Raw genomic sequence first — 26,019 nt, forward strand, 5'->3', positions numbered from 1 at the left:
GCGTGGGAACGATCACAGCAAGGCGCAAATCTGCGACAATCCGCCTCCTGCGCCACCAGACAACTTATTGCGTACCTGATGACTGACGAATCGCCTTCAATCGACAAACTGCTGAAAAACCTCGATCACGCCATGCTCGCTGACCGCCACCGGCTGCGACGGCAGTTGCTTGAGCTGCGCAAAAAACCTGATGAGGCCAAGCTGGCCCAGTGGGTGACGCGCACGCAGGCGTCCTGTGATCAGGTGTCGGCGCGGCGTGCCAGCCTGCCGGTGATTCGTTACGACGACAGCCTGCCGATCGCCGCCAAACGCGACGAAATCAAAGAAGCGCTGCTCAAGCATCAGGTGCTGATCATTGCCGGTGAAACCGGTTCGGGTAAAACCACCCAGTTGCCGAAGATTTGCCTGGAAATCGGTCGCGGTCAGCAGGGTCTGATCGGCCATACCCAGCCCCGTCGAATCGCCGCCCGCAGCGTGGCGAGCCGGGTCGCCGAAGAACTGGCGACGCCGTTGGGCGCGTTGGTTGGCTATCAAGTGCGGTTCGAAGATCAGAGCGATTCCAACACCCTGATCAAACTGATGACCGACGGCATCCTGCTGGCGGAAACCCAGAACGACCGTTACCTCGAACGCTACGACACGATCATCGTCGACGAAGCCCACGAGCGCAGCCTGAACATCGACTTCCTGCTCGGTTACCTGAAAACCCTGCTGCCGCGTCGTCCGGACCTTAAAGTCATCATCACCTCGGCCACCATCGACCTGGAGCGCTTTTCCAAGCACTTCGATGACGCGCCCATTGTCGAAGTCTCCGGCCGCACCTTCCCCGTGGAAACCTGGTATCGCCCGCTGACCCTGGAGCAGGACGAAGAGGGCAACCGCGTCGAGGATGACTTGACGGTGGATCAGGCCATTCTCGCCACCCTCGACGAAATCGCTGCGTTCGAACGCAGCGAACGCAAGAGCCCCGGCGATGTGCTGGTGTTCCTGCCCGGCGAGCGCGAAATTCGCGACGCCGCGGACATGCTGCGCAAAGCCCAGCTCAAGCACACTGAGATTCTGCCGCTCTACGCACGATTGTCGCCGGCCGAACAGCAGCGGATTTTCCAGTCGCACCCAGGCCGTCGCGTGGTCCTGGCGACCAACGTCGCGGAAACCTCGCTGACGGTGCCGGGCATTCGTTACGTGATCGACAGCGGCACCGCGCGCATCAGCCGTTACAGCTACCGCGCCAAGGTCCAGCGCCTGCCCATCGAAGCGATTTCCCAGGCCAGCGCCAATCAGCGTAAAGGTCGTTGCGGGCGGGTCGAGCCGGGCATTTGCATCCGCCTCTATGGCGAGGAAGATTTCATCGGTCGCCCGGAATTTACCGACCCGGAAATTCTGCGGACCAACCTCGCAGCGGTGATTTTGCAGATGCTGCATCTGCGCCTCGGCGAGATCACCGATTTCCCGTTTATCGAGCCGCCGGATGGCAAGGCCATCAGCGACGGTTTCAACCTGCTGCAAGAACTCTCGGCGGTCGACCGCAACAGCCAGCTGACCCCGCTGGGTCGGCAGTTGGCGCGGTTGCCGGTGGACCCGCGCATGGGCCGCATGCTGCTGGAAGCGGCGAAACTCGGCAGCTTGCAGGAAGTGCTGATCGTCGCCAGCGCCATGTCGATTCAAGACCCGCGCGAACGTCCGCCGGAGCGTCAGCAAGCGGCGGATCAGGCGCACGCACAGTGGAAAGACGTGGACTCGGACTTCGCCGGGCTGGTCAATCTGTGGCGTGGTTTCGAAGAACAGCGCCAGGCCCTGACCGCCAGTCCGCTGCGCAATTGGTGCCGCAAGAATTTCCTGAATTACCTGCGTCTGCGCGAATGGCGCGACTCTCATCGCCAGTTGAGCCTGATCTGCCGCGACATGCAGTTGAGCCTCAACAAGGAACCGGCGGATTACCCGAAACTGCACAAAGCCGTGCTCTCGGGGCTGCTCAGCCAGATAGGTCAGAAAACCGAAGAGGGCGACTACCTCGGCGCCCGTCAGCGGCGCTTCTGGATTCACCCGTCATCGGGTCTCGGCAAGAAGCGCCCGCAATGGCTGATGGCTGCCGAGCTGGTGGAAACCACCAAGCTTTACGCGCGGATGGTCGCCAAGATCGACGCCGACTGGATCGAGCCGCTGGCCGGGCACCTGATCAAGAAAAATCACTTCGAACCCCATTGGGAGAAGAAGCGCGGTCAGGTCGTGGCCTTCGAGCAAATCACCCTGTTCGGGCTGATCGTGGTCGGTCGCCGACCGGTGCATTACGGGCCTATCGATCCGGTGGTGTCGCGTGAGTTTTTCATTCGCGAAGGCCTGGTGCGTGGCGAGATTCAGTCCAAGGCCAAGTGCCTGACGGCCAATGCGCAGTTGCTGGAACAGCTCGACGAACTGGAAGCCAAGGCCCGTCGTCGCGACATTCTGGCCGACGAAGAAACCCTGTTTGCTTTCTACGATGCGCGACTGCCGGCGGAGATTCACCAGACCGCCACGTTCGACAGCTGGTACCGGGTCAACAGCCAGAAAGACCCGCAGCTGCTGATCATGCGCGAAGAAGACGTACTGGCTCGCGAGGCCAGTGAAGTCACCGCCCTGCATTACCCGGACACCTTGCACATCGGTGATCTGGAGCTGGCGTTGAGTTACCACTTCGAACCGAATCACCCGCGTGACGGCGTGACCCTGCGAGTGCCAGCGCCGTTGTTGCCGATGCTGCCGCCGGAGCGTCTGGAATGGCTGGTGCCGGGCGTGATCGAGGCCAAGTGCATTGCCTTGGTCCGCAACCTGCCCAAAGCCTTGCGCAAGAACTTCGTGCCGGTGCCGGACTTCGTCAAAGCCGCGTTGCAGCGAATGACCTTCGCCGAGGGCTCGTTGCCGCAGGCGTTGGGCCGTGAACTGTTGCGCATGACCGGTGCGCGGGTCAGCGATGAAGCCTGGGCGGAAGCGTCGCAACAGGTCGACAGTCATTTGCGGATGAACCTGGAAATCGTCGACGGCCAGGGCAAGTTTCTGGGCGAGGGGCGAGATCTGGCGGAACTGACTGCACGCTTTGCCGAAGCCAGCCAAGCGGCGTTGGCCGTGCCACAGACCGCGAAAAACCAGCAACCGGTCGAGCCAAAAGTCTTCGCCGCTGTCGCCGAGAAAACCCAGCAAAAGATCGCCGGGTTGTCGATGACGGTCTATCCGGCGCTGGTGGAAGAGAGCGGCACGGTCAAGGAAGGGCGTTTCTCGACCCCGGCCGAAGCCGAGTTCCAGCATCGCCGCGCGTTGCAGCGCTTGCTGATGCAGCAATTGGCCGAGCCGGCGAAGTTCCTGCGCGGCAAGTTGCCGGGGCTGACCGAACTGGGCTTGATGTACCGCGAATTGGGGCGCATCGATGCCTTGGTGGAAGACATCCTGCTGGCCAGCCTCGACAGCTGCATTCTCGACGGCGAAGACCCGCTGCCGCGTGATGGCGCCGGGTTGGCGTCACTGGCCGAACGCAAGCGCGGCGGCTGGACCGAGCACGCCGAACGTCTGGCGAAGCTGACGCTGGAGATTCTCAAGCTCTGGCACGGCCTGCAAAAACGCTTCAAGGGCAAGATCGACCTGGCGCAAGCCGTGGCCTTGAACGACATCAAGCAGCAACTCAGTCATCTGGTGTATCCGGGCTTTGTACGGGAAACCCCGATGCAGTGGCTCAAGGAGCTGCCGCGCTATCTGAAAGCGGTCGAGCAGCGCTTCGAGAAAATCGGCGCGCAGGTGCAGCGGGATCGGGTCTGGAGCGGCGAATTGTCCGGTCTGTGGACGCAATACCAGACCCGCGCCAACAAACACGCCCAGGAAGGCAAACGCGATCCGCAGCTGGAACTCTATCGCTGGTGGCTTGAGGAATACCGGGTTTCGCTGTTCGCCCAGCAATTGGGGACCAAGGTGCCGATCTCCGATAAGCGTTTGAACAAGCAATGGACCCAAGTTGAGCCCTAACCCAGTGGGAGGGCGTTGCTCTCGCAGAAGGGGCCAAACCCCAGCGTTTATGGCAAACTTCGCGCCTATAACGCCGGCCCGCAGTTTTGAGCCTTCACCGCCACCAACGGATCGGAATAAAGCGATGCCAGGTTTACTTCCCGTGAGGGGAATAGACTCTTTGTGTATTGGTACGTCGGTGCCAATACTTTCTGCCTGAACGGATTAGAGAAACGACCATGCATAACGTCGTCATCAGCGGCACCGGCCTGTACACACCGGCCAACAGCATCTCCAACGAAGAGCTGGTGCAGTCTTTCAATGCTTACGTCGCGCTATTCAACGCCGACAATGCCGACGCCATCGCGCGCGGCGACATCGAAGCGTTGACCGAGTCCAGCGCGGCGTTTATCGAAAAAGCATCTGGCATCAAAAGCCGCTTTGTCATGGACAAGGACGGCATTCTCGACCCGCAACGCATGGCGCCACGCCTGCCGGAGCGCTCGAATGACGAGTGGTCGGTGCTTTGCCAAATGGCCATCGGTGCCGCCGAGCAAGCCTTGCAGCGCGCCGGCAAGACCGTCGCGGACATCGACGGCGTGATCGTCGCCTGCTCCAACCTGCAGCGAGCCTATCCGGCCATCGCCATCGAAGTTCAGGAAGCGCTGGGCATCCAGGGTTTCGGTTTCGACATGAACGTCGCCTGCTCCTCAGCAACCTTCGGCATTCAGGCCGCCGCCAACAGCGTGCAACTGGGTCAGGCCCGGGCGATCCTGATGGTCAACCCCGAAGTCTGCACCGGCCACTTGAACTTCCGCGACCGCGACAGCCACTTCATCTTCGGCGACGCCGCGACTGCAGTGATCATCGAACGCGCCGACCTGGCAACGTCCAAGCACCAGTTCGATGTCGTCAGCACCAAGCTGCTGACCAAGTTCTCCAACAACATCCGCAATAACTTCGGCTTCCTTAACCGCGCGGCGGAAGAGGGCATCGGTGCCAAGGACAAACTGTTCGTGCAGGAAGGCCGCAAGGTGTTCCGCGATGTCTGCCCGATGGTCGCCGAGCTGATCGGTACGCACCTGGAAGAGAACACGCTCAACATCAGCGACGTGAAACGCTTCTGGCTGCATCAGGCCAACCTCAGCATGAACCACCTGATCGTCAAGAAACTGCTGGGCCGCGAAGCCACCGAAGAAGAAGCTCCGGTGATTCTCGACACCTACGCCAACACCAGCTCCGCCGGTTCCGTGATTGCGTTTCACAAATATCAGGATGATTTGGCCGCCGGTTCGCTGGCAGTGCTCAGCTCGTTCGGCGCCGGTTACTCGATTGGCAGCGTGATTCTGCGCAAACGTTGATGTGAACAGCTGTCGTTCTTTCCTCTGATTCGCGGTGGCTTTTCCTACATTCGAAAATGTCATGACGCTGTAGTTTTCGGAACTGACAGCAGGACGAAGCCTACGGCGAGGTCCTGCTGTATTCATTTTCGAAGTCAGGACAAGGGGATTTGTAAATGGCGGCTGACGACACGCTTCTGCTCGCGCGATTGCTGGCAGGTGATCAACAGGCTTTCAAGGAGTTGGTCAGTACCTATCAAAGTGCCATGCGTGCAGTGGCCTACGCTATCGTTGGCAGCCGGCATGCCGACGAAGTGGTGCAGGATGCCTGGCTGTCGGTGGTGCGTAGCCTCAAAGGGTTTGAGGGCAGGTCGAGCCTCAAGACCTGGTTGCTGACCATCACCGCAAACTCGGCCAAAGGTCGCTACAAACAAAATCGTCGGGAAGTCTTGCTCGATGACCTCCCATCGCCTCACGGCACCCTCGATGACGATCGTTTTTCGCCTGGCGATGGCCACTGGCTGATCGCTCCGTTCGCCTGGCATCAAGACACGCCAGAGGCGCTGTTGACTGAAAACGAGCTGCGCAAATGCCTGGAACACACGCTGCTAAGCTTGTCGGAACTGCAACGCAGTGTTTTGTTACTTCGCGAGCGTCAGGGACTGGAGCTGGAAGAGATCTGTAATCTTCTGCAAATCTCGCTCTCCAATGTTCGCGTGCTGCTGCATCGAGCACGGTTGAAGGTCTTTGCGACCGTAGAACATTTTGAGGAAACAGGCGAATGCTGACCTGCAAGGAACAAGTGGCGCGCTCCAGTGATTATCTCGATGGCCAGTTGAGTTTTCGTGAGCGGCTGATGGTGCGTCATCACCTGATGTTCTGCCCTAATTGCCGGCGGTTCATTCGGCAGATGCGTTTGATGCAGGCGACGTTGCGCGCGATGCCGGAGGACGCTGTGCCGGATATCGACACACTCGCCGAGCGTCTCGCCGCTGAACACCTCAAGGGCGATCCCTAGCGGGGTGGATCGCGGTGAAGAGAAACAGGCCGGCGTGGATGCATCGAACGGATGATGGGGATCGATCCATCCACGCCAGACTGTAAAGCGCCTCAAGCATCCATGACCTGAGGCGTGGAGCGGCACTGCTTAGAACTTGGCTTCTGCGTCCAGTTGCAGGGTGTTGATGTCCGAATCTTTGAGGTTGGCGTTGGTGTAGTCGGAGTTAGCCATGAAGTACGTCGCACCCAGGGCGAAGTTCTTGTCCAGCTCGTAGCTCACTTTCAACTTGCTGCCGCGCGAACCGGTGAAACCGTTGGCGAAGTCAGAGTCGGTGAAGGCGCCGACCACTGCGTTACGCTGTACGTCGCGATAGTTGTAGTCCACGCCGAAGCCGAAGACCTTGGTCTTGACACCGGCCAACCAGGCAGTGTCCTGATCGTTGCTGGCATCTTTGTTGTTGACGTACTGACCGTACAGCGAGAGCGGCATTGGCAGACCGCCGATGTCGATCTGACCGAAGCCTTCGTACAGTTTGAACTGTTCGTTCGGGGTGTTGCCGTTGGTGGCCAGTACGGATGGGATGCTGGTGCCCCCTGCGGTGATGTCGTCGTCGTTGTCGTAGCCGTAGACGCTGCCACCCAGAGTCAGTTTCAGGTTGTCGGTGATGGCGAAGCGCGCGCCCAACTGGCCAGCGTACAGACGCAAGTCGTGTTTGAACTGCACGCCGTCGCCGTCGACGTTGTCCTTGAGGGTGTAGTGGCCGGCGCTACCGAACAGCTCGGTGCTGGCGCCCAGCGGGTATTTGTAAGACAGGGACAGACCTTCCGGGCTGACGTCGCTATCCCAGATGATGTCGCCCATGCTCACCCACTGCTGTGGCATCTTGCCGCCAACGATGTGCAGGTTCTTGGCGAAGTCGGGGTGGTAGTCGACGTAACCCTGGTCCAGCCAGATCGACTTTTTGTCGAAGTAGTTGTCCAGACTCTGGTTGGTGGAACGCGCGTCGTCGTTGTTACCGGTGGCGATACGGATACCGGTGTCGACTTGCGGGTTGATTTCGCTGTAGGCACCCAGGCGGGCACGAACGCGCTGACGATCCTGGTCTTTGTTGTTTGAAACGCCATCGTTGTGCACCGTTTCCTGACGGAAACGCACGTCACCCTTGAACTGGGTCTTGGCGGCCCACGCCAGTTTCTGGTCGAAGGTGCTCAGTTCATTGGTTTTCTTCGCGGTCGCCGCGATCTGCTCGTTGGTCTCTTGTTGAGCCTGACGAGCAATCTGCTGGTCCTTCTGATCCCTGGCCAGCTCGGCTTGCAGTTCGCTGTACTGCGCGTTGGTAATCGAGCCGTTTGCCTTAAGCATGTCGAGCAGTTTGGCGTCGACCGCGGCGCTGGCCGGTACACTCATGGCCAGCAACAGCCCGCCACACAGGGCTGCCGCAGTTTTCGTGGAAGCAAGACGCATATCAATCTCCGAAGATGAGAGAGGATGACTGAGCCATCCAGGACACAACCGACCGTTTACGGGCGGAAAACAGTGGCCGGGCTAGAACCCGACGCTCTAAAAACAGGCGCCAGTATCGCGATGGTTTATGACAGAGCAGTGGCAATGTGGTGGCATCTCGATGACGATACAAAGTCGTCGCGAACTATTGAGCTAGAGCGCTGTCGTCGATTTGCTCGTGTGCAATGCAGAGCGATAAGCGATACTCGCGGTGCTTTCACGCCATGAAGAGTGAGGATGGTGATGCCGTTGCAACGTCTGCAAAGTCTGTCGGAAATCGCCCCGCACACGTGGGATGCGTTGGTCCCCGAGACTCAGCCATTTCTGCGTCACGCTTTTCTGAGCGCGCTGGAAGACAGCGGCAGCCTCGGCCCCCATTCCGGCTGGCAACCCGAGCATTTGCTGCATATCGAAGGTGATCGCCTGATCGCCGCGCTGCCCAGTTACCGCAAATGGCATTCCTACGGCGAGTACGTGTTCGATCACGCCTGGGCCGATGCGTGTGAGCGTGCCGGTATCGATTACTACCCCAAGCTGTTGACGGCTGTGCCGTTCAGTCCGGTCAGTGGCCCGCGTTTGCTGGCGGCTACTCTCGAGGACGGTTTCGAACTGTTGAAAAGCCTGCCCGGCTACCTTGAGATCGAACAACTTTCCAGTGCCCACATCAACTTCACCGATCTTTTCACCGACGCAGCATTGGCCGAGCAACCGGGCTGGTTGCAGCGAATCGGCTGTCAGTACCACTGGCAGAATCGCGGGTATCGGGATTTTCAAGACTTCCTCGACGTCCTCAGTTCGCGCAAGCGCAAGCAGATGCGCAAGGAACGCGAACAAGTGGCGGGGCAGGGCATAGATTTCGAATGGCTTGAAGGTAGGCAACTCGATCAGGCGCAGTGGGATTTTGTCTATGCCTGCTACGCCAACACCTACGCAGTGCGTCGGCAAGCGCCCTACCTGACGCGGGAGTTTTTCAGTCTGCTGGCCGAGCGCATGCCTGAGTCGATTCGCGTGGTGCTGGCCAAGCAAGGCTCACGACCGGTGGCCATGGCGTTCAGTCTGGTGGGCGGAGACAGTTTTTACGGCCGTTACTGGGGCTGCCTGGCAGAGTTCGACCGTCTGCACTTTGAGACCTGTTTCTATCAAGGCATGGACTACGCGATTGCCAACGGCTTCCAGCGATTCGATGCCGGTGCCCAGGGCGAGCACAAGTTGATTCGCGGGTTTGAACCCGTGATCACTCATTCATGGCACTACTTGCGTCATCCCGGCCTGAAAGCCGCCGTCAAAGACTTCCTGCAACAGGAGCGCGTTGGCGTGCTGGCGTATGCCGAGGAAGCGAGGACGGCCTTGCCTTACCGGCAAGACTGATGGGGGCCTGATCGTTCCCGCGCTCTGCGTGGGAATGCAACCCGTGACGCTCCGCGTCACTGGACGCGGAGCGTCCCTTGAGGCATTCCCACGCAGAGCGCTCATCGTTCTACACAACTCTCGATGAGCGCACGCTGGGCGTCTAATGCGATAACAAACTCACGTATTCGTTGCATCCCTATCCACATGGCCTTGGGGCCGGGAGGTCCGTCATTTTTACGCCCCAAGTAGCCTCCCAGGCTCGTGACCAGTAAAACCATTTCTCCTAAAGAAGGGGGCGCAGTGGGCGGTTGGCACCGTTTGACCACGATATAGGCTGCTTTCCACTCCGAAGCCTCAAACACCATCTCGCAGCTTAGATCGGGACAAGCACGTCCCAGCATCAGGCTGTACAGCACACGCCAGGTCGTGATCAGGTACAAACCAATGCAGGGCAACAACCGTTCCTCGGTCTCCAGCTGCAATCGACTGACCTGACAACCATTCTTCAGCACATTGAAAAACACTTCGATAGACCAGCGTACCCCGTACCACTCAACCACGGTGCTCGCCTGCTCCAGGCTAGTGACCGGCAGACTGGTCAGCAGCAGCCACTCCAGAGGTTCAACACCGTCTATGGCGTTTTCTTCACGGGCCAACACAGCATTGATCGAGACGCTGGGCAATTTATAACCCGGCCTGTCGGGGGCACGCAGGGTCACGGTTGCCGCGCGCAAGGTGACATCAGCCAGTCGGGCGGGGCGCTGGGGACGAGCTTTGACTTCAACCTTGAGTGTTCCCAAGGACGGTGCCTGATCCAGTGCCGACCACAACTTCCCGTTGTCAGCCCCCAGCAAGCGCCTGTCTTGAGCCGCCCGCACGATCCATTGGGCCCGGGTGTCTGGACTGAACTCTTGATGATCAACAAACCATTCGTACAGATCGCCCTCAGCATCGGCGAGGTTGACCACCAGGGTCTGCGGTAGCTGCCCCTGAATCGCGCAACTGGTTTGATAACTGTCAATCCAGCGCTGACTCTCTTTCTCATCAATCCCTTTATCTCGGCGCTCATGGCGGGGGCTCGGTTTATCGCGGCTCCACCACTGAGCATCGACGACGCCCAGACAAATACGTTCGGGGGTAAAGGCAATGGTTGGGTGCAGACGTCGAGAAAACTTCTTCTGCGCCTTGATCGTGCCCATCCCTTTGGGACCGAGATTGACCCATTTGTCCATCTCGGTCGTGTCTTGCGCCAACAGCACCACGGGACTGCTTTGCATCCGTTGCAGGGTCGCGTCCTGATGGGGCCGCAACACCTTCTGGAACGTGACTTTCTCATTATCAAGAAATCGATAGGCCGCCGTGGTTTCTGCCAGCCCTCGACAAGCGGTCGGGATGCTGTTGCCGGGATGATCGGCTAGGCGTCCTAAAAAGCTGGCGAGCCTGGCATTTAAACGGCCATCACCCAAGTCGGCGGTTTTCATTTCGTCCTGTGCCCAATTCAATCTTCGTTCTCCATTTCTTCGAGTTTCAAAAATACTTGAAAACAGAGTTATGTAGAACGATGAGCGCAGAGCGTGGGAACGATCAGGCAACGATCAGGCAGGTAGATTCAATCGATCCCGACAAACCCACCTGTCTGGTGCTGCCACAACCGCGCATACAACCCGCCATGGGCCAGCAGTTCGGCGTGGCTGCCGGTTTCGGCGATCTTGCCGTTTTCCAGCACCACCAGTCGGTCCATCCGGGCGATGGTCGAGAGCCGGTGGGCGATAGCGATCACGGTTTTGCCCTGCATCAGGGTTTCGAGGCTTTCCTGGATCGCCGCTTCGACCTCCGAGTCCAGCGCCGAGGTCGCCTCGTCCATGATCAGGATCGGCGCGTCCTTGAGCAGCACGCGAGCAATCGCAATCCGCTGGCGCTGGCCGCCAGAGAGTTTCACTCCGCGTTCACCGACATGCGCATCGAAACCGGTGCGGCCTTCGGCGTCCGACAACAACGGGATGAACTCGTCGGCTCGGGCCTTGTGTACCGCCTCCCAGAGTTCGGCGTCGGTGGCGTCGGGTTTGCCGTAAAGCAAATTGTCGCGGATCGAGCGATGTAGCAGGGACGTGTCCTGGGTGATCATGCCGATACGCTCGCGCAGGCTTTCCTGGCCGACTTCAGCAATGTTCTGCCCGTCGATGAGGATGCCTCCGCCCTCCACGTCATAGAGGCGCAGCAGCAGGTTGACCAGGGTCGACTTGCCGGCACCGGACGGACCGATCAGGCCGATTTTCTCGCCAGGCTTAATGGTCAGATTGAGGTCGCCAATAATCCCGCTCTTCTTGCCGTAGTGGAAATTCACGTGCTCGAAACGCACTTCGCCACGGGTGACCGTCAGCGGTTTGGCCTGCTCGCGATCGGTGACGCTAACCGGTTGAGAAATGGACTGCAAACCGTCCTGGACCATGCCGATGTTTTCGAAAATGCCGGTGACCACCCACATGATCCAGCCGGACATGTTGACGATACGAATCACCAGGCCGGTGGCCAGGGCAATGGCGCCTACGGTGATCAGCGACTGTGTCCACAGCCACAGCGCCAGGCCGGTGGTGCCGACGATCAGCAAGCCGTTCATGCTGGTGATGACCACGTCCATGCTGGTGACCACCCGGCCGGCCAGTTGGGCTTTTTCGGTTTGTTCCTTGATCGCTTCGCGAGCGTATTGCTGCTCGAAGTTGGTGTGGGCGAACAGCTTCAGCGTGGTGATGTTGGTATAGCCATCGACAATCCGCCCCATGAGTTTTGAGCGCGCATCGGAGGACACGACCGAGCGTTCCTTGACCCGTGGCACGAAGTAATAAAGGGCACTGATGAAGGCGACGATCCAGGTCAGTAGCGGGATCATCAGGCGCCAGTCGGCTTCGGCGAACAGCACCAGCGAACTGATCGCGTAGATCAGCACATGCCACAGCGCGTCCACCGCTTGCACGGCGGAATCGCGCAGCGAGTTGCCGGTCTGCATGATGCGTTGGGCGATGCGCCCGGCGAAGTCGTTCTGGAAAAAATTCAGGCTCTGTTTGAGCACATAACTGTGGTTCTGCCAGCGGATCAGGCTGGTCATGCTGGGGCTCAGGGTCTGGTGTACCAGTAAGTCATGCAGGCCGACGAACACCGGGCGCAGAACCAGCGCAACCACGGCCATCCAGGCCAGCTCGATGCCGTGATCCTTGAAGAAATTGACGTTCGGGGTGCCCTGGGCCAGGTCGATGATGCGGCTCAGGTAGCTGAACAGCGCGACTTCGATCAGTGCGCCGAACAGGCCGACGATCAGCAGGACGGCGAAACTCGGCCAGACCTGCTTCAGATAATAGGTATAAAAAGGGAGAACCCGATCCGGCGGAGCGGCCGTCGGGGCATCGCGGAAAATGTCGATCAGTTTCTCAAAACGGCGATAAAGCATCAGTTCTCCGCCCGCGCACGGGCTCTCCTTTGAACAGTGTGAGCGGCGCACTCCTGCAGCCGCTCAAGACTCCCTGTGCAGCTTAGTCGATGCGCTTGGCCGACTTGATGAACACAGGGTCGGCTGGCACATCCTTCATGCCGCCACGGGTGGTGGTTTGCGAGTTGACGATGACGTCCACCACGTCCATGCCTTTCACGACTTTACCGAAGACCGCATAGCCGTCACCGCTGTCGAGGAAGTCATTGTCTTTGACGTTCACGAAGAACTGGCTGGTGGCCGAATCAGGGTTAGAGGTGCGGGCCATGGACAGCGTGCCACGGACGTTATGCAGACCGTTTTTGGACTCGTTCTTGATCGGTGCCTTGGTTTCTTTCTGCTGCATTTGTTGAGTGAAACCACCGCCCTGGACCATGAAGCCCGGGATCACACGGTGAAAAATCGTGTTGTTGTAAAAGCCGCTGTCGACGTACTCAAGGAAGTTCTTGGTACTGATCGGTGCTTTGACCGGATCCAGTTCGATTTCGATCTGGCCGTTGGTGGTGTCCAGCAGCACGTGCGGCGCCTTGGCGGGCGTTGCGGCCATCAGGTTGGCGGCAAACAGAACGGAGCCAGCGGCGAGGGCGATTTTTTTCAGCATGGGTCAGTGATCCTGAGTGGGGTGGTGTCGACTGCGGTGAGAAACTCGAGCAGGGTTTGGTTGAAGCGTTCGGGTTGATCGAGCGGGGTGGCGTGGCGCGAATCGGCGATCACCACCAGCCGCGCATCGGGTAGCAGTTTTATATAGGTCTCCTTCAGCGAGACCGGTGTGTAGTCACGGTCGGCGCTGACGATGAGGGTTGGACAGGAGACCTTCGAAAGTCGTTCCTGAACCCCCCAGCCAACGATCGCATCGAAGCTGGCGAGATAAGCATGTTTGTCGTTTTTTGCCCAGCGCTCGGCCATTTTTTGTCGCAGGTCAGCCTGTTCGGGTTTCGGGAACAGCTTGCCGCCCAGGGCCTTGCCGATGGCGCCCAGACTGAGGACGCGCATCAGGCTCCAGCGCTTGAACCACTGCCAGTAATCGTCGCGGCTGCGCAGTTTGACCTCGGGCGCGCTGTTGACGATGCACAGGCTTTTGAGCAATTGCGGCTGATCCACGGCCAGTTGAAAACCGATCATGCCGCCCATGGACAAGCCCACGTAATGAGTGGGGCCCAGGTTCAGGTGTTCCATCAGGGCAATCAGGTCGGCGCTGAACCCGGCGATGCTGTAGCGCTCGCGGGGTTTGTCGGAGCGACCGTGGCCGCGCACATCCGGGACGATCACCCGGTAGTGGGCCGACAGCGCCGGGATCTGCTTTTCCCAGTCCAGGGTGCTGGAGCCCAGCCCGTGAACCAACAGCAACGGCGTGCCGTGGCCATATTCCTCATAGTGCAGGTTGCAACCTTCGTGTTCGAAATAGGCCATGTTTACACTCCGTGTCAGGCTTGTTCAGGGGCGGCGAAAGGTGCATCCAGCGGCGCGGTGTCGAAAGTGCGCAGCAGTTCGATGAGAATCTGCGTGGCCGGACCCAAGGGTTTGTCCTTGTTTGAGTAGAGGTAGAAGCTCGGGTTGCGGCTTCCGCCCTGGTCCAACGGTAGCAGCTTGAGCAGCCCTTCCTTGAGTTCTCGTTCGATCATGTGCCGAGGCAACCAGGCGAAACCCAGGCCGCTGCTGACAAAAGTCGCCGCGGTGGCGAGGCTGCCGACGGTCCAGCGCTGTTCCGCGCCGAGCCAGCCAACGTCCCGTGGTTGCTGGCGACCGGAGTCGCGAATCACCACTTGCATCTGAGATTCCAGATCCTGGAAGTTCAGTTCGCGGTTCAGACGATGCAGTGGGTGTTCGGGGTGAGCGACAGCCACAAACTCTACGTCGCTCAATTCCGCACCCAGGTAACCGGGAATGCTCAGGCCGGTGATGGCCAGGTCGGCCACGCCTTCGAGCAAGACTTCCTCTACGCCCGATAGAACCTCCTCACGCAGACGCACCCGGCAGCCACGGCTTTGCGGCATGAACGCGGTCAAGGCGCGGACGAGGCGGGCACTCGGGTACGCAGCGTCGACCACCAGCCGCACTTCCGCCTCCCAGCCTTGTTCCATGTGATGAGCCAGGTCTTCCAGTTGACTGGCCTGTTTCACCAGTTGCCGCGAGCGGCGCAGCAGCACGCCGCCGGCTTCGGTCAGCACCGCTTTGCGGCCGTCGATGCGCAACAGCGGCACGCCGAGCTGGTCCTGCATGCGCGCCACGGTGTAGCTCACCGATGATTGCGAGCGGTGCAGCGCTTCGGCGGCCTGGGCGAAACCGCCGTGGTCGACCACGGCCTGTAACGTTCGCCATTGATCAAGGGTCACGCGGGGCGCTTTCATGAATAGCTCCTCTTGTCCTAAGCTGGCAGTCCTTATTGGAGACTGCTGAATGAAAAAGCTTTGTTGTGTGGTATCGGGTTGTGTGCTGTTGGCAATGCTGCCGCTGACGGCGTTTGCCTATCCGATCGACGTTGAAAAACAGCTGAACGGCTTGAGCATCGACTACAACGCGTATGACACGGATAGCGACATCGCCTCCATTCAGGTGAACAACTACGGCACCACCGATGCGGCCTGTAAGGTAGTTTTCAACAATGGCCCGGAAGCGCCACGCACCCGCAATATCGAAGTGGCCGCTGGTAAACACAAAAATGCCACCGCCAAGTTCAACCGGAGCATCATCAAGATGCGTATCAAACTGACCTGCACCCCCAAATGACCTCGAGCGGAGCACGCCCGCCAGGCACGCTCCGCTTATAAACGAATTTATTGATGGGTTATAGCAGTTATTTGCGCTTTTTCATCGATATGACTCTGTTTAACCTTCACTCCATCGCCTTACAGCATTCTCAGATGGAGACTACATCCCATGTCACGCGTTCTGATCATCGAAAGCAGCGCCCGTCAGCAAGACTCGGTTTCCCGTCAACTGACCCAAACCTTCATCAGCCAGTGGCAAGCGGCTCACCCGGCCGATCAGATCACGGTGCGTGACCTGGCCGTCAACCCGGTGCCGCACCTGGACATCAACCTGTTGGGCGGCTGGATGAAATCTGCCGAACAACGCAATGACATCGAACAGGCTTCCCTGGAACGCTCCAACCAGCTGACCGACGAACTGCTGGCTGCTGACGTGCTGGTCATGGCTGCGCCGATGTACAACTTTGCGATCCCAAGCACGTTGAAAGCCTGGCTCGATCACGTGCTACGTGCCGGCGTGACCTTCAAGTACACCGACACCGGCCCACAAGGTCTGCTCAGCGGCAAGCGTGCCTATGTGTTGACCGCTCGCGGCGGGATCTACGCCGGCAGCACTGCGGATCACCAGGAACCGTACCTGCGTCAGGTCATGGGCTTCATCGGGATCCACGACGTGACCTTTATTCACGCCGAAGGCATGAACCTGGGTGGCGACTTCCAGGAGAAGGGTCTGAACCAGGCCAACGCCAAGCTTGCCCAGGTCGCTTGAGGCTTTAATCGCCAGATAATCCCTTGATGTTCAAGTGGCCTGGCGCAACCCCTTCAATGCTTTACGCGCATCGAACCTCCCTTTGCACTTGTTGCTCCTGAGTGCTGTAGCCCGATTGAACGCTTTAGCGAGATCGGGCTTTTTTTTGCCCGGGATTTGTTGAATGGACACATAACCCCTGTGGGTGTTGCCTGGCTGTCGCGATAACAGGCGAAACCCGCTATCGTCGCCGCCATTTAAAATGAGGCGAGCATGGGCTATCTACTTTTTGTCACGCTGATTCAGGCGTTTTCCTTCAGTCTGATCGGCGAATACCTGGCCGGTCATGTCGACAGTTATTTTGCGGTGCTGGTGCGGGTGGTGCTGGCGGGGCTGGTGTTCATTCCGTTGACTCGCTGGCGTTCTGTTGAACCGGTGTTTATGCGCGGCATGCTGCTGATCGGCGCGTTGCAGTTCGGCGTGACCTACGTCTGCCTGTACCTGAGCTTTCGGGTGCTGACAGTGCCGGAGGTGTTGCTGTTCACCATCCTCACGCCGCTGCACGTGACCTTGATCGAAGACGCGCTGAACCGGCGCTTCAACCCATGGGCATTGATCGCAGCATTGGTGGCGGTGATGGGCGCGGCGGTGATTCGCTACGACCGGATCAATCCGGATTTCTTCATGGGGTTCCTGCTGCTGCAACTGGCCAACTTCACCTACGCCGCCGGGCAGGTGCTCTACAAGCATCTGGTCGCCCGTCATCCGAGCGATCTACCGCATTACCGGCGCTTCGGTTACTTCTACCTCGGCGCATTGGCGGTGGCGTTGCCAGCGTTTCTGCTGTTCGGCAAACAGAACTTCCTGCCCGAAGCACCGCTGCAATGGGGCGTGCTGGTGTTCCTCGGCCTGGTCTCGACTGCGCTCGGGTTGTACTGGTGGAACAAGGGCGCTTGCCTGGTGAATGGCGGGACGCTCGCGGTGATGAACAACCTGCATGTGCCGGTGGGGTTGCTGATCAATCTGCTGATCTGGAATCAGCATGAAGCGCTGGGGCGGTTGTTCCTGGGTGGATCGGTGATTCTGATGGCGGTGTGGATCAGTCGGTTGGGTGTACGCAGGCCTGCCATCGCATGATCGTTCCCACGCTCTGCGTGGGAATGCATCCAGTGACGCTCTGCGTCACATCCGCAAAGGGACGCGAAGCGTCCCGGGCGGCATTCCCACGCAGAGCGTGGGAACGATCAGTGTGAGGTACTACATGACGTGTTTTTCGGGTTCGGGAATGTGGCTTGCCCCGAGCATCGCCGGGAGCAACCCGGCCCTCAAGTCCCCGCCACTGGGCTGCTGATAAAGACTCAACCCAAATTCCGGCAACACCGCCAGCAGGTAATCAAAAATATCCCCCTGAATCCGCTCGTAATCGGCCCACGCGGTGGTGCGAGTAAAGCAGTAAATTTCCAGCGGAATACCCTGGGCCGTGGTCTGCATTTGCCGAACCATGCAGGTCATGTTCGGCTGGACCTCCGGGTGACTCTTCAGATACGCCAGCGCATAGGCGCGGAAAGTCCCGATATTGGTCATCCGCCGACGGTTGGCCGACATCGCTGCCACATTGCCCTGGGCTTCGTTCCAGGCCTTGAGTTCAGCCTGCTTGCGGCTGATGTAATCGGTCAGCAGATGAACCTGGGACAGCTTCAGCTCTTCGTCATCGCGAATGAACCGCACGCCACTGGCGTCGATGAACAGGCTGCGCTTGATCCGTCGCCCACCGGATTGCTGCATGCCACGCCAGTTCTTGAACGACTCGGACATCAGGCGCCAGGTCGGAATCGAAACGATGGTCTTGTCGAAGTTCTGCACCTTGACCGTGTGCAGCGTGATGTCGACCACGTCGCCGTCGGCGCCGACTTGCGGCATCTCGATCCAGTCGCCGACCCGCAGCATGTCGTTGCTGGTCAGCTGCACACTGGCGACGAACGACAGCAGGGTGTCCTTGTAAACCAACAGAATCACCGCCGACATGGCGCCCAGACCCGACAGCAGCAACAGCGGCGAACGGTCGATCAGCGTCGCGACAATGATGATCGCGCCAAACACGTACAAGACCATTTTCGCCAGTTGCACGTAGCCTTTGATCGAGCGGGTGCGGGCATGCTCAGTGCGCGCATAGATGTCCAGCAGGGCGTTGAGCAGGGCGCTGATGGCCAGCACCAGAAATAGAATGGTGAACGCCAGCGCCACATTGCCAAGGAAGATCAGGCTGGTCTTGCCCAGCTCCGGCACCAGGTGCAAGCCGAACTGGATCACCAGCGACGGCGTCATCTGCGCCAGGCGATGAAACACCTTGTTGTGGCGTAAATCGTTGACCCAGTGCAGCGCCGGTTGGCGGCCAAGCATTTTGGTCGCATGAAGAATGAGGTAGCGCGCCACTCGTCCGAGGACCAGCGCAATCACCAGCAACACCATCAGCGCCAGGCTGGAATGCAGGAGCGGGTGCTGATCGAGCGCCCCCCAAAGGTCTTGGACGTTGAGCCAGAGCTGTTTGATATCCATGGGCGAAAACGGTTCTTCTGTAGGACGCGACGGGGCGATTAGAGCATTTAAGACGCTTTGGATGACGTTTGAGGACAAAAGACGCAACAAAAAAACCATTGTTTAGCGCCGTTTGTATAAAGAAACTCGGCCTCGGCGCTCGAAACCGTTACCCTATGCAGCTGTTTTTTTGTATTTCTTCGAGGTAGCACCCGTGTTTTCCCAATTCGCCCTGCACGAACGCCTGCTCAAAGCCGTGGCCGAGCTTAAATTTGTCGAGCCAACGCCTGTGCAAGCAGCGGCTATTCCGCTGGCGCTCCAAGGGCGTGACCTGCGGGTGACAGCGCAAACCGGCAGCGGCAAAACCGCTGCATTCGTTTTGCCTATCCTCAACCGTCTGATCGGCCCGGCTAAAGTCCGCGTCAGCATCAAGACCCTGATCCTGCTGCCAACCCGCGAGCTGGCCCAGCAGACCATCAAGGAAGTCGAGCGTTTCGCTCAGTTCACCTTCATCAAGTCCGGCCTGATCACCGGCGGTGAAGACTTCAAGGTCCAGGCCGCCATGCTGCGCAAGGTGCCGGACATCTTGATCGGTACGCCGGGCCGGATGATCGAGCAACTGAACGCCGGCAACCTCGACTTGAAAGAAGTCGAAGTCCTGGTCCTCGACGAAGCCGACCGCATGCTCGACATGGGTTTTGCCGAAGACGTCCAGCGTCTGGTGGAAGAGTGCACCAACCGCCAGCAGACCATGCTGTTCTCTGCCACCACCGGTGGTTCGGGCCTGCGCGAGATGGTCGCCAAGGTGCTGAACAACCCTGAGCACCTGCAGCTCAACAACGTCAGCGATCTGAATGCGACCACCCGTCAGCAGATCATCACCGCTGACCACAACCAGCACAAAGAACAGATCGTGAACTGGCTGCTGGCCAACGAGACCTATCAGAAGGCCATCGTGTTCACCAACACCCGGGCCATGGCCGACCGTATCTACGGCCGCCTGGTGGCGCAGGAATACAAAGCATTCGTGCTGCACGGTGACAAAGACCAGAAGGATCGCAAGCTGGCCATCGATCGCCTGAAGCAGGGCGGCGTGAAAATCCTCGTCGCCACCGACGTCGCCGCTCGCGGCCTCGACGTGGATGGCCTGGACCTGGTGATCAACTTCGACATGCCGCGCAGCGGCGACGAGTATGTTCACCGCATCGGTCGTACCGGCCGCGCCGGCAACGATGGCCTGGCCATCTCGCTGATCTGCCACGGCGACTGGAACCTGATGTCGAGCGTCGAGCGCTACCTCAAGCAGAGCTTCGAGCGCCGCACCATCAAGGAAGTCAAAGGCACCTACGGCGGACCGAAAAAGGTCAAGGCCTCGGGCAAAGCCGTTGGCGTGAAGAAGAAAAAAGTCGACGCCAAAGGCGACAAGAAGAAAACCGGCGCCAAGGCGCCCACTAAGCGCAAGATCGCCAACCGCCCGAAGACCGACGCCCTGTCGCTGGTCAGCAAGGACGGCATGGCCCCGCTGAAACGCCGCAAGCCGGAAGCACCGGCTGCTGAATAAAGCAGCGTCGCGATCCCATAAAAAAACCGGACCAATGTCCGGTTTTTTTATGCCTGGGATTCCTGAGCTGGTTCAACCCTCGGTTTTTTTCTCCGCCGAGTCCAACTCCTTGAGTCGCTGATCGATCAGTTGGCACTTATCGGGCAAATCCTTGCTCGCCGTACCCAAATCCATCTTCTGTAACTCATCGTTGATTTCCTTGGCCTTGGCCGGGTTTTGCTGGGTGAGTTTGGTGACTTCCTTGGCCAGTTGTTCGCGTTTGGCGGTGGCTTCCTCGGGGGTGCAGGCCCAGATGGGGAGGGCGCAGGCGAGGGTGGCGGCGAGGGTGAGTTTGAGCAGGGTTTTCATTGGGGTGGGCCTCGGTTCCGGTTAAGGCAAGTTATCCGGTTGAGGGTTTAAGCGTGTAAAAAGTTCAGAGGCAGGAACGGGCACCGTGAAGGGCGCCCGTTTTCATTTACGCCACCGCCTGCGCTCGCAAGCGTCTGCCGATTACATCCATCAAATCACAACCATCGCGCAAGGGGATGGCCAGCAATTTTGAGAAGTCGGACAGCACGACCGTGTCGCAGCCGATTTCTGCGCGGAAGGCTATGTTCTCTAGCACTTGGGTGACTGTGCGGATTCGGTAGTCAGCCATGGCTTGAAGGACGTCTAGCGGGGCTTGGGTGTCGATGAGCAGGGAGGCCGGGATCAGGTCGATTCCGGTGAGGGGCATGTATCTATCCATAGGTGAAGCCTCGTTTAGTTTGTTGAGACTGCCAACAGATCGTCGCCAAACGAAAAGGGTGGCAGCTGTACGCAGGTTGGCGAACCGGAAACGAGTAACCCGGCAGACCCGAAGGTCTCCCGCGCACAGCCGCCATAGACAAAGCGGCTTTGCGGATGCGGAGGCGCCTGCAAATAAGCAGACAGCTCTCGCACTCGTAAAATCAGGTCGCCAAACCTGGTCGCCATTGGAGCGACGGGCGGACTATAAGCTTCATTGTTCCAACGGTGCAAGGCGCCTGATTCCGAGGTTGGTGTAGGAGCTTTAGCTATTTCTCACTGCCACACGAGCCTTACTGTCATCGCGAGCAAGCCTTGCTCCTACGGATTGATCAGCTGTGGGAGCAGCTGGATGAGGTTTTGTCTTCGTACCGATCGTGAAGCCTTACCCACTCCATGATTTCCTCTTCATTACGCCCCTTGGGCATGAGATCTAGGTAGTTATAGGCCCCGACTAACATATCCAGGCCTCGGGCATAAGTGGAGTAGGTGTGGAAAATCTCTCCAGCTTCATTGCGATAAAACACGCTCAGGCCGGGCAGTTCTTCTTCAGCACCGTCGGATTTTTCGTAGTTGTAGGTGGCTTTACCGGCGGCGACGTCTTCTGCTCGGGCCGAGACGCCGAAGTCGTAGTTGAAGTCGCAGCCTTCTGATGACACCCAATCGAATTTCCAGCCCATGCGCCTTTTGAAGGCCTGGAATTCGGCGAACGGTGCGTGGGAAACCGCCACTACGGCGACGTCATGATGGGCCAGGTGTTGGTTGGCGCCGTCGATGTGGTCGGACAGGAACGAGCAGCCGGAACAACCTTCGTCCCAACCTTTGCCAAACATGAAGTGGTAGATGACCAACTGGCTACGGCCGCCGAACAGGTCAGCCAATTTTAGTTCGCCGTTCGGGCCCTGGAAATGGTAGTCCTTGTCGGTTTTCACCCAGGGCAGGGCGCGGCGTTCGGCGCTGAGTTTGTCTCGTTCTTTGGTGAAGGCTTTTTCGTGGGCCAGGTGTTGCTTACGGGCGGTGAGCCATTCTTCTCGAGACACGACGGGATGATTCTGAATGTTCATTGGGATTCTCCTGCGGAGTGCTGGGAGGTGACTTACACAGCCTAGTCGTTTGGCTTGCGCCCAATTCGACATGCCGCCGGTCGGTACAAGCAAAAACCTCGGCTGAACGGCTACGAACCGCGCCGGTCACAACCTATGACGGCCATTTCACTCGCGGGCACTGGAGGTTGATCAGGATGACGACTTATAACTGGGATTTGATTGAACGCTTGCTGCACGAGGTGCAGAACGGTGCAAGCAGCTTCACGCCACGGCCCTATGCCGAGCAGTACGCAGCGGAGAAAGCGGCGGAGGGCGAGACTATTGAGAACCTGGATCACCTGAAAGCGGTGGCCGGTGAGTATGAAAAGTTACTGTTGGCGCGCGGTTATATCGAGCCTCGGCCTGAGGAACAGGGTGGCACTGGATCGAACTACATTTTGACGCCTCGGGGCTCGAGTTTATTGAGCCTGATCGACAGCAGTATTCCGGGCAATGACCATCCGCGGCAGGTGCTGGATGAGCAGGAAGATGCGCTGGATGAGGTGACGTTTGATGGGGTGGCGTCGAAGGCGCAGATTGCCTGAAGATCACCCCCTAACCCATTGTGGGAGCGAGCCTGCTCGCGAATACGGAGTGTCAGTCGACATCATTGTTGTCTGACACTCCGTCTTCGCGAGCAGGCTCGCTCCCACATGGGATTTGTGTTGGGCTTAGCCTTGTTGGGCGGCTTTCAGGCATTTCAAATCGTTGAAGTCTTTGCGCACCCCTTCAATCTTTTTCAACAGCCGCTGCCGCTGGGCCGGCGTGCTCTCGGCCATTAAATCCACCATCAATCCTCGTGCCTGCGCTTCGGTGCTTGCGTAGGCCTGACGGTACGCCGGCGTCCACAAGCTCTCTCTATTCACCAGAAGCGTCTCGATTCTCTGTGGGAATTCTGGACTCTGGCGCTGCGCAACCGCCGCACTGAACTGTTTCTGCCAATGGGCGCGGTTGGCGATCCATTGCGTATTCTGGTCACCCAAGGCGTTGGACCACGCGACAACGCGTAGCTGCTGGGTTGCGCTGAGCGGGCCGAGCCAGTCGTTCAGGCGTTTTTCCATACGCTGGCTGCGCGCCTTGATCTGTTGATCGAGAGACGGTTTGAGGTATTGCTCCTGGCGTTTGTGCTGGTCCTTGGCGAAGGCGTCGTTCATCTCCGCGACTTGTTTGTCATCCAGCCCCTGTAACAGCTCAATGGCTGACGGAGTAATTTCCCGGGCGGTCTGGGCGATGGCCTGTTTGGCTTCCTGGGTGCGAGTTTGCAGCGCAGCGTCGGTGACTTGGTTGGTCTCGACCATGACCTGTAAGCGATCCAGCCAATCGAGGTAGCCCGGCAGTTGCGTGGTGCAGTGCCAGCTCAGGTGTTCCTTGAGGCGCTCGTTGAACCAGTCTTTCTGCTCGCCGTTCATGTCCAGGTAGTCGCTGAGCGTCCACGGAATAATCACGTCGAGGTTGCGATAGGCCAGGCCCACGCGGCTGCACGCACCGAGGGCGAGACTGAGGGTGATAACGACCGCGAGATACTTCAACCAGTGCGACATGGGCTAATCCTTTGCGAAGGCCTGGCTTTTTTAATGGGCTTCTCTATGTGAACGCAGGATGAGCCTCGCAGTTCAGCCGATCAATAAAAGGCGCGTTCGGCCTTGAGGGTGAGCAGCCCGTCGCATTGGCTGTTGTGCCCGGAATAGGCGGAGCAGCTGTTGCCGCTCAAGCTGGAGTCACTGTAGATCAGGTCCAGATCGACGCCCATGAACGGGCGGGAAAGTTGCACGGACCAGTCGGTGAAACTGCCGACATATCCACCGTCGACGGACACCGGCGTGTTGAGCTGGTGGGTGGTGTATTTCATGCTGATCCCGATGCCGAACGGCTGATTGCCGCCCAGGTCGGCGAACACGGTGCTGTTCTGTTTGTCCGGGTCGTTGCTGAAGGCTGCGCCGAAACGACTGCCCAGAAAGGTCAGGCCACCGAAAAGCTCCTGGCTGTCGAGGGTGTCCACTTTCGGATAGCTGTAACGGATCATGCCGACTTCGTACCCGAGGGTATTATCGAAAGGCTGTTTAAAGCCCATGTAGGAGTCGACTTCAAGGTTGGCGCCTGGCGTTAAACCCATGCTCGGTGCCCATTGGCCCACGTAAAAACCGCTGTCGTGACTCAGGTCGAGACCACCGTGGAACGAGCCGGTGCTGGAAGGTTTGACCAGCCCCTGGGCCATGCTGCGGCTGGGGGTGGTGCCGAGTTTGAGATCGAAGTCGCCCAGTTCACGCTGAAAGATTTGCGCATTGGCGACCGAACACGACAGCAGGGTGCCGAGCAATAAATAGGAGGGTTTGAGCATGCGTCACTCCATGACAGCGAGGAGCAGGCACTAAAACCTACTGAAACGCTTGATCTAGACGTGTGCAAGCATACCGGCGAATGCTCGGCATCGAGGGCCGTTCGTCGATTTTTGAAATACTGATTTGTTTGATGGGGTATTGCGGGAGGGTTCCAGTCCAAGCGCTTCGAAGCTCAAAGCGCTTAGGGACCAGGTGACGCGGCGGATCTTGGGGAAGTTACTTCTTGCCCAGAGTGATCTGCTTGGACGGGCCGAACGTCTGGCCGCTGACGCCTTTGGCAATTTGCTGGATCTCGCCGCCGGACTTGAGGAACGCAGCAATCTGGTTGTTGATCGATTCGCTGGTTTCAACGGCTGGAGCTGGCTTTGCTTTGCTGTTGGATGCTTTTACACGCATGGCGGCCATTAACCTATAGAAAATTAACTTGGCCAGGCATCGTACAGGAAATACTTGACAATTGCTTGGTAAATATCCCCCCGAAATACACAGGGCAAATGAAGAATTAAACGCAAGTTATTATTCTGGATAGGCCCCTAAGCTGCTGTTTTAACTAAGAACGATCGTGAAAAGACAGTTTTCTGCCTGGCGAGCAGGTGCGCAAGTCGCCGGATCGGCCTGACGAGCGGCCAGGCGCACGCGGTAAAACCCAGGAAAATTAAGCCCTTCAGAGGATTTTCTTGCGCCACCGGGCTGGCCAGCGAACGCGGCCCGCAAAACCGGGTAGAATGCCGCCCACGCAATGAGGGTATTGGAAATGGCTTTAGTCGGGCGCTACAACAGTTTGCAAGTGGTTAAACACACTAACTTCGGTTTATATCTGGACGGTGGCGCGGATGGCGAAATCCTCCTGCCTAATCGTTATATTCCCAAAGATATTCCCAGCGAAGATGAAGATTGGCTCAACGTTTTTATTTATCTGGACAGCGATGACAAACTCATCGCAACTACCGAAAAGCCGAAAGTTCAGGTCGGTGAGTTCGCCAGTTTAAAAGTCGTTGAAGTCAACAGCATCGGTGTTTTCCTGGATTGGGGCTTGCCGAAGGATCTGTTGCTGCCGTACTCCGAAGAAAAGCGCCAGATGACCGCCGGCGAGTATGTGGTGGTGCACGTCTACCTCGACAAGCACACCCGCCGCATCACCGCGACGGCACGTCTGGACCGCTACCTCGACAAGACCCCGGGCAACTACACCCCTGGCCAGGAAGTTGATTTGCTGGTTGCCGAAGCCACCGATATGGGCTTCAAGGCGATCATCAACAACAAGCACTGGGGCCTGATCCACAAGAACGAAATCTTCAAGTTCATGCGCGCCGGTAAAGAAGAGAAGGGCTTTATCAAAGAAGTCCGCGCCGACGGCAAGATCAGCCTGAGCCTGCAACCGGTCGGCGAAGAAGCCGCCACCAGCCTGAACTCGAAGATCCTCGCCAAGTTGCGCGACAACAATGGCAGCCTGCCGGTCAGCGACAAGAGCGACCCGACGGTGATCAGCAGTATGTTTGGCGTGAGCAAAGGCAACTTCAAAAAGGCCATTGGTGCGTTGTACAAGAACGGCCAGATCGTCATTCATGCCGATCGCATTGAACTGAGCTAACCTCGCGCCGGCCCCCTGTTGCGAGTACTGCCATGTTTTGTGTT

The 26,019-nt window shown here is 58.6% G+C and carries 23 protein-coding genes and 1 pseudogene; 11 read left to right on the forward strand and 13 right to left on the reverse strand.

The annotated features are described in order from the left end of the window. Positions 1 to 78: 78 nt before the first annotated feature. The 4 genes from hrpA to ACYZT5_RS32305 all read left to right on the forward strand — a co-directional run bounded on the left by hrpA (position 79) and on the right by ACYZT5_RS32305 (position 6,327). Complete coding sequence (hrpA, locus tag ACYZT5_RS32290) at positions 79 to 3,990, forward strand: ATP-dependent RNA helicase HrpA (protein WP_462048903.1); 3,912 nt, start codon at positions 79 to 81, stop codon at positions 3,988 to 3,990. Between the two features lie 218 nt (positions 3,991 to 4,208). Continuing rightward, positions 4,209 to 5,330, forward strand: coding sequence for a beta-ketoacyl-ACP synthase III (locus ACYZT5_RS32295; protein ID WP_462048904.1), 1,122 nt, complete (start codon positions 4,209 to 4,211; stop codon positions 5,328 to 5,330). Positions 5,331 to 5,485: 155 nt separating this feature from the next. After that, a complete protein-coding gene (locus ACYZT5_RS32300; protein WP_462048905.1) occupies positions 5,486 to 6,097 on the forward strand; it encodes an RNA polymerase sigma factor in 612 nt (203 codons plus the stop codon). After that, the gene (locus tag ACYZT5_RS32305; protein WP_462048906.1) at positions 6,091 to 6,327 is read left to right on the forward strand and encodes an anti-sigma factor family protein; all 237 of its coding nucleotides are present in this window, start codon (positions 6,091 to 6,093) and stop codon (positions 6,325 to 6,327) included. The genes ACYZT5_RS32300 and ACYZT5_RS32305 overlap by 7 nt, the downstream gene beginning before the upstream one ends. A gap of 129 nt (positions 6,328 to 6,456) precedes the next feature. Here ACYZT5_RS32305 and ACYZT5_RS32310 read toward each other — a convergent pair whose 3' ends face one another. Then, on the reverse strand, positions 6,457 to 7,773 hold the full coding sequence (locus ACYZT5_RS32310) for a putative porin (protein ID WP_462048907.1): 1,317 nt from the start codon (positions 7,771 to 7,773) through the stop codon (positions 6,457 to 6,459). A 282-nt stretch (positions 7,774 to 8,055) separates the two neighbouring features. Here ACYZT5_RS32310 and ACYZT5_RS32315 point away from each other — a divergent pair, with 282 nt between their 5' ends. Then, positions 8,056 to 9,180 (forward strand): GNAT family N-acetyltransferase, encoded by a 1,125-nt coding sequence (locus ACYZT5_RS32315; RefSeq protein ID WP_462048908.1) that lies wholly within the window; start codon positions 8,056 to 8,058, stop codon positions 9,178 to 9,180. A gap of 101 nt (positions 9,181 to 9,281) precedes the next feature. On the opposite strand, the gene ACYZT5_RS32320 is transcribed toward ACYZT5_RS32315, so the two are convergent. The 5 genes and pseudogenes from ACYZT5_RS32320 to ACYZT5_RS32340 form a co-directional block, all read right to left on the reverse strand. After that, positions 9,282 to 10,643, reverse strand: a complete 1,362-nt coding sequence (locus tag ACYZT5_RS32320; RefSeq protein WP_462047420.1) for an IS4 family transposase — start codon at positions 10,641 to 10,643, stop codon at positions 9,282 to 9,284. Between the two features lie 128 nt (positions 10,644 to 10,771). Continuing rightward, the gene (locus tag ACYZT5_RS32325) at positions 10,772 to 12,604 is read right to left on the reverse strand and encodes an ABC transporter ATP-binding protein (protein WP_462048909.1); all 1,833 of its coding nucleotides are present in this window, start codon (positions 12,602 to 12,604) and stop codon (positions 10,772 to 10,774) included. Positions 12,605 to 12,686: 82 nt separating this feature from the next. Continuing rightward, on the reverse strand, positions 12,687 to 13,244 hold the full coding sequence (locus tag ACYZT5_RS32330) for a peptidylprolyl isomerase (RefSeq protein WP_462048910.1): 558 nt from the start codon (positions 13,242 to 13,244) through the stop codon (positions 12,687 to 12,689). 3 nt (positions 13,245 to 13,247) lie between these two features. Beyond that, a pseudogene (locus tag ACYZT5_RS32335) lies at positions 13,248 to 14,053 on the reverse strand (alpha/beta fold hydrolase). 14 nt (positions 14,054 to 14,067) lie between these two features. Next, positions 14,068 to 14,991 carry a LysR family transcriptional regulator gene (locus ACYZT5_RS32340; RefSeq protein ID WP_046048083.1) on the reverse strand — a complete coding sequence of 308 codons (924 nt, stop codon included), beginning with the start codon at positions 14,989 to 14,991 and terminating at the stop codon, positions 14,068 to 14,070. A 49-nt stretch (positions 14,992 to 15,040) separates the two neighbouring features. Here ACYZT5_RS32340 and ACYZT5_RS32345 point away from each other — a divergent pair, with 49 nt between their 5' ends. From ACYZT5_RS32345 to ACYZT5_RS32355, 3 genes are all read left to right on the forward strand, one after another. Beyond that, complete coding sequence (locus tag ACYZT5_RS32345) at positions 15,041 to 15,370, forward strand: hypothetical protein (protein ID WP_056742660.1); 330 nt, start codon at positions 15,041 to 15,043, stop codon at positions 15,368 to 15,370. Between the two features lie 150 nt (positions 15,371 to 15,520). Further along, complete coding sequence (locus ACYZT5_RS32350) at positions 15,521 to 16,120, forward strand: FMN-dependent NADH-azoreductase (RefSeq protein WP_462048911.1); 600 nt, start codon at positions 15,521 to 15,523, stop codon at positions 16,118 to 16,120. Between the two features lie 252 nt (positions 16,121 to 16,372). Beyond that, positions 16,373 to 17,236, forward strand: a complete 864-nt coding sequence (locus tag ACYZT5_RS32355; protein ID WP_462048912.1) for a carboxylate/amino acid/amine transporter — start codon at positions 16,373 to 16,375, stop codon at positions 17,234 to 17,236. Positions 17,237 to 17,356: 120 nt separating this feature from the next. Here the strand turns inward: ACYZT5_RS32355 and ACYZT5_RS32360 are convergent, their stop codons facing one another. Continuing rightward, complete coding sequence (locus ACYZT5_RS32360) at positions 17,357 to 18,655, reverse strand: mechanosensitive ion channel family protein (protein WP_462048913.1); 1,299 nt, start codon at positions 18,653 to 18,655, stop codon at positions 17,357 to 17,359. 193 nt (positions 18,656 to 18,848) lie between these two features. On the opposite strand from ACYZT5_RS32360, the gene ACYZT5_RS32365 reads away from it, so the two are divergent. Beyond that, entirely contained in the window at positions 18,849 to 20,195 is a 1,347-nt protein-coding gene (locus ACYZT5_RS32365; RefSeq protein WP_150745821.1) for a DEAD/DEAH box helicase, read from the forward strand. Positions 20,196 to 20,267: 72 nt separating this feature from the next. Here the strand turns inward: ACYZT5_RS32365 and ACYZT5_RS32370 are convergent, their stop codons facing one another. From ACYZT5_RS32370 to ACYZT5_RS32380, 3 genes are all read right to left on the reverse strand, one after another. Further along, positions 20,268 to 20,543, reverse strand: a complete 276-nt coding sequence (locus ACYZT5_RS32370; protein ID WP_462048914.1) for a hypothetical protein — start codon at positions 20,541 to 20,543, stop codon at positions 20,268 to 20,270. Positions 20,544 to 20,649: 106 nt separating this feature from the next. Beyond that, positions 20,650 to 20,922 (reverse strand): hypothetical protein, encoded by a 273-nt coding sequence (locus ACYZT5_RS32375; RefSeq protein WP_462048915.1) that lies wholly within the window; start codon positions 20,920 to 20,922, stop codon positions 20,650 to 20,652. Between the two features lie 370 nt (positions 20,923 to 21,292). Continuing rightward, the gene (locus tag ACYZT5_RS32380; protein ID WP_462048916.1) at positions 21,293 to 22,024 is read right to left on the reverse strand and encodes a DUF899 domain-containing protein; all 732 of its coding nucleotides are present in this window, start codon (positions 22,022 to 22,024) and stop codon (positions 21,293 to 21,295) included. A 176-nt stretch (positions 22,025 to 22,200) separates the two neighbouring features. On the opposite strand from ACYZT5_RS32380, the gene ACYZT5_RS32385 reads away from it, so the two are divergent. Further along, complete coding sequence (locus tag ACYZT5_RS32385; RefSeq protein WP_462048917.1) at positions 22,201 to 22,590, forward strand: transcriptional regulator; 390 nt, start codon at positions 22,201 to 22,203, stop codon at positions 22,588 to 22,590. A gap of 126 nt (positions 22,591 to 22,716) precedes the next feature. On the opposite strand, the gene ACYZT5_RS32390 is transcribed toward ACYZT5_RS32385, so the two are convergent. The 3 genes from ACYZT5_RS32390 to ACYZT5_RS32400 form a co-directional block, all read right to left on the reverse strand. Then, positions 22,717 to 23,586, reverse strand: a complete 870-nt coding sequence (locus ACYZT5_RS32390) for a DUF6279 family lipoprotein (protein WP_462048918.1) — start codon at positions 23,584 to 23,586, stop codon at positions 22,717 to 22,719. An 80-nt stretch (positions 23,587 to 23,666) separates the two neighbouring features. After that, positions 23,667 to 24,383, reverse strand: a complete 717-nt coding sequence (locus ACYZT5_RS32395) for a TorF family putative porin (protein ID WP_462048919.1) — start codon at positions 24,381 to 24,383, stop codon at positions 23,667 to 23,669. 217 nt (positions 24,384 to 24,600) lie between these two features. Further along, on the reverse strand, positions 24,601 to 24,789 hold the full coding sequence (locus tag ACYZT5_RS32400) for a hypothetical protein (RefSeq protein ID WP_017337097.1): 189 nt from the start codon (positions 24,787 to 24,789) through the stop codon (positions 24,601 to 24,603). A 349-nt stretch (positions 24,790 to 25,138) separates the two neighbouring features. On the opposite strand from ACYZT5_RS32400, the gene ACYZT5_RS32405 reads away from it, so the two are divergent. Next, positions 25,139 to 25,975: a CvfB family protein gene (locus ACYZT5_RS32405; protein WP_149630945.1), complete on the forward strand. Its 837-nt coding sequence runs from the start codon at positions 25,139 to 25,141 to the stop codon at positions 25,973 to 25,975. Positions 25,976 to 26,019 lie beyond the last annotated feature (44 nt).

The organism is Pseudomonas sp. LB3P14, from assembly GCF_054898045.1.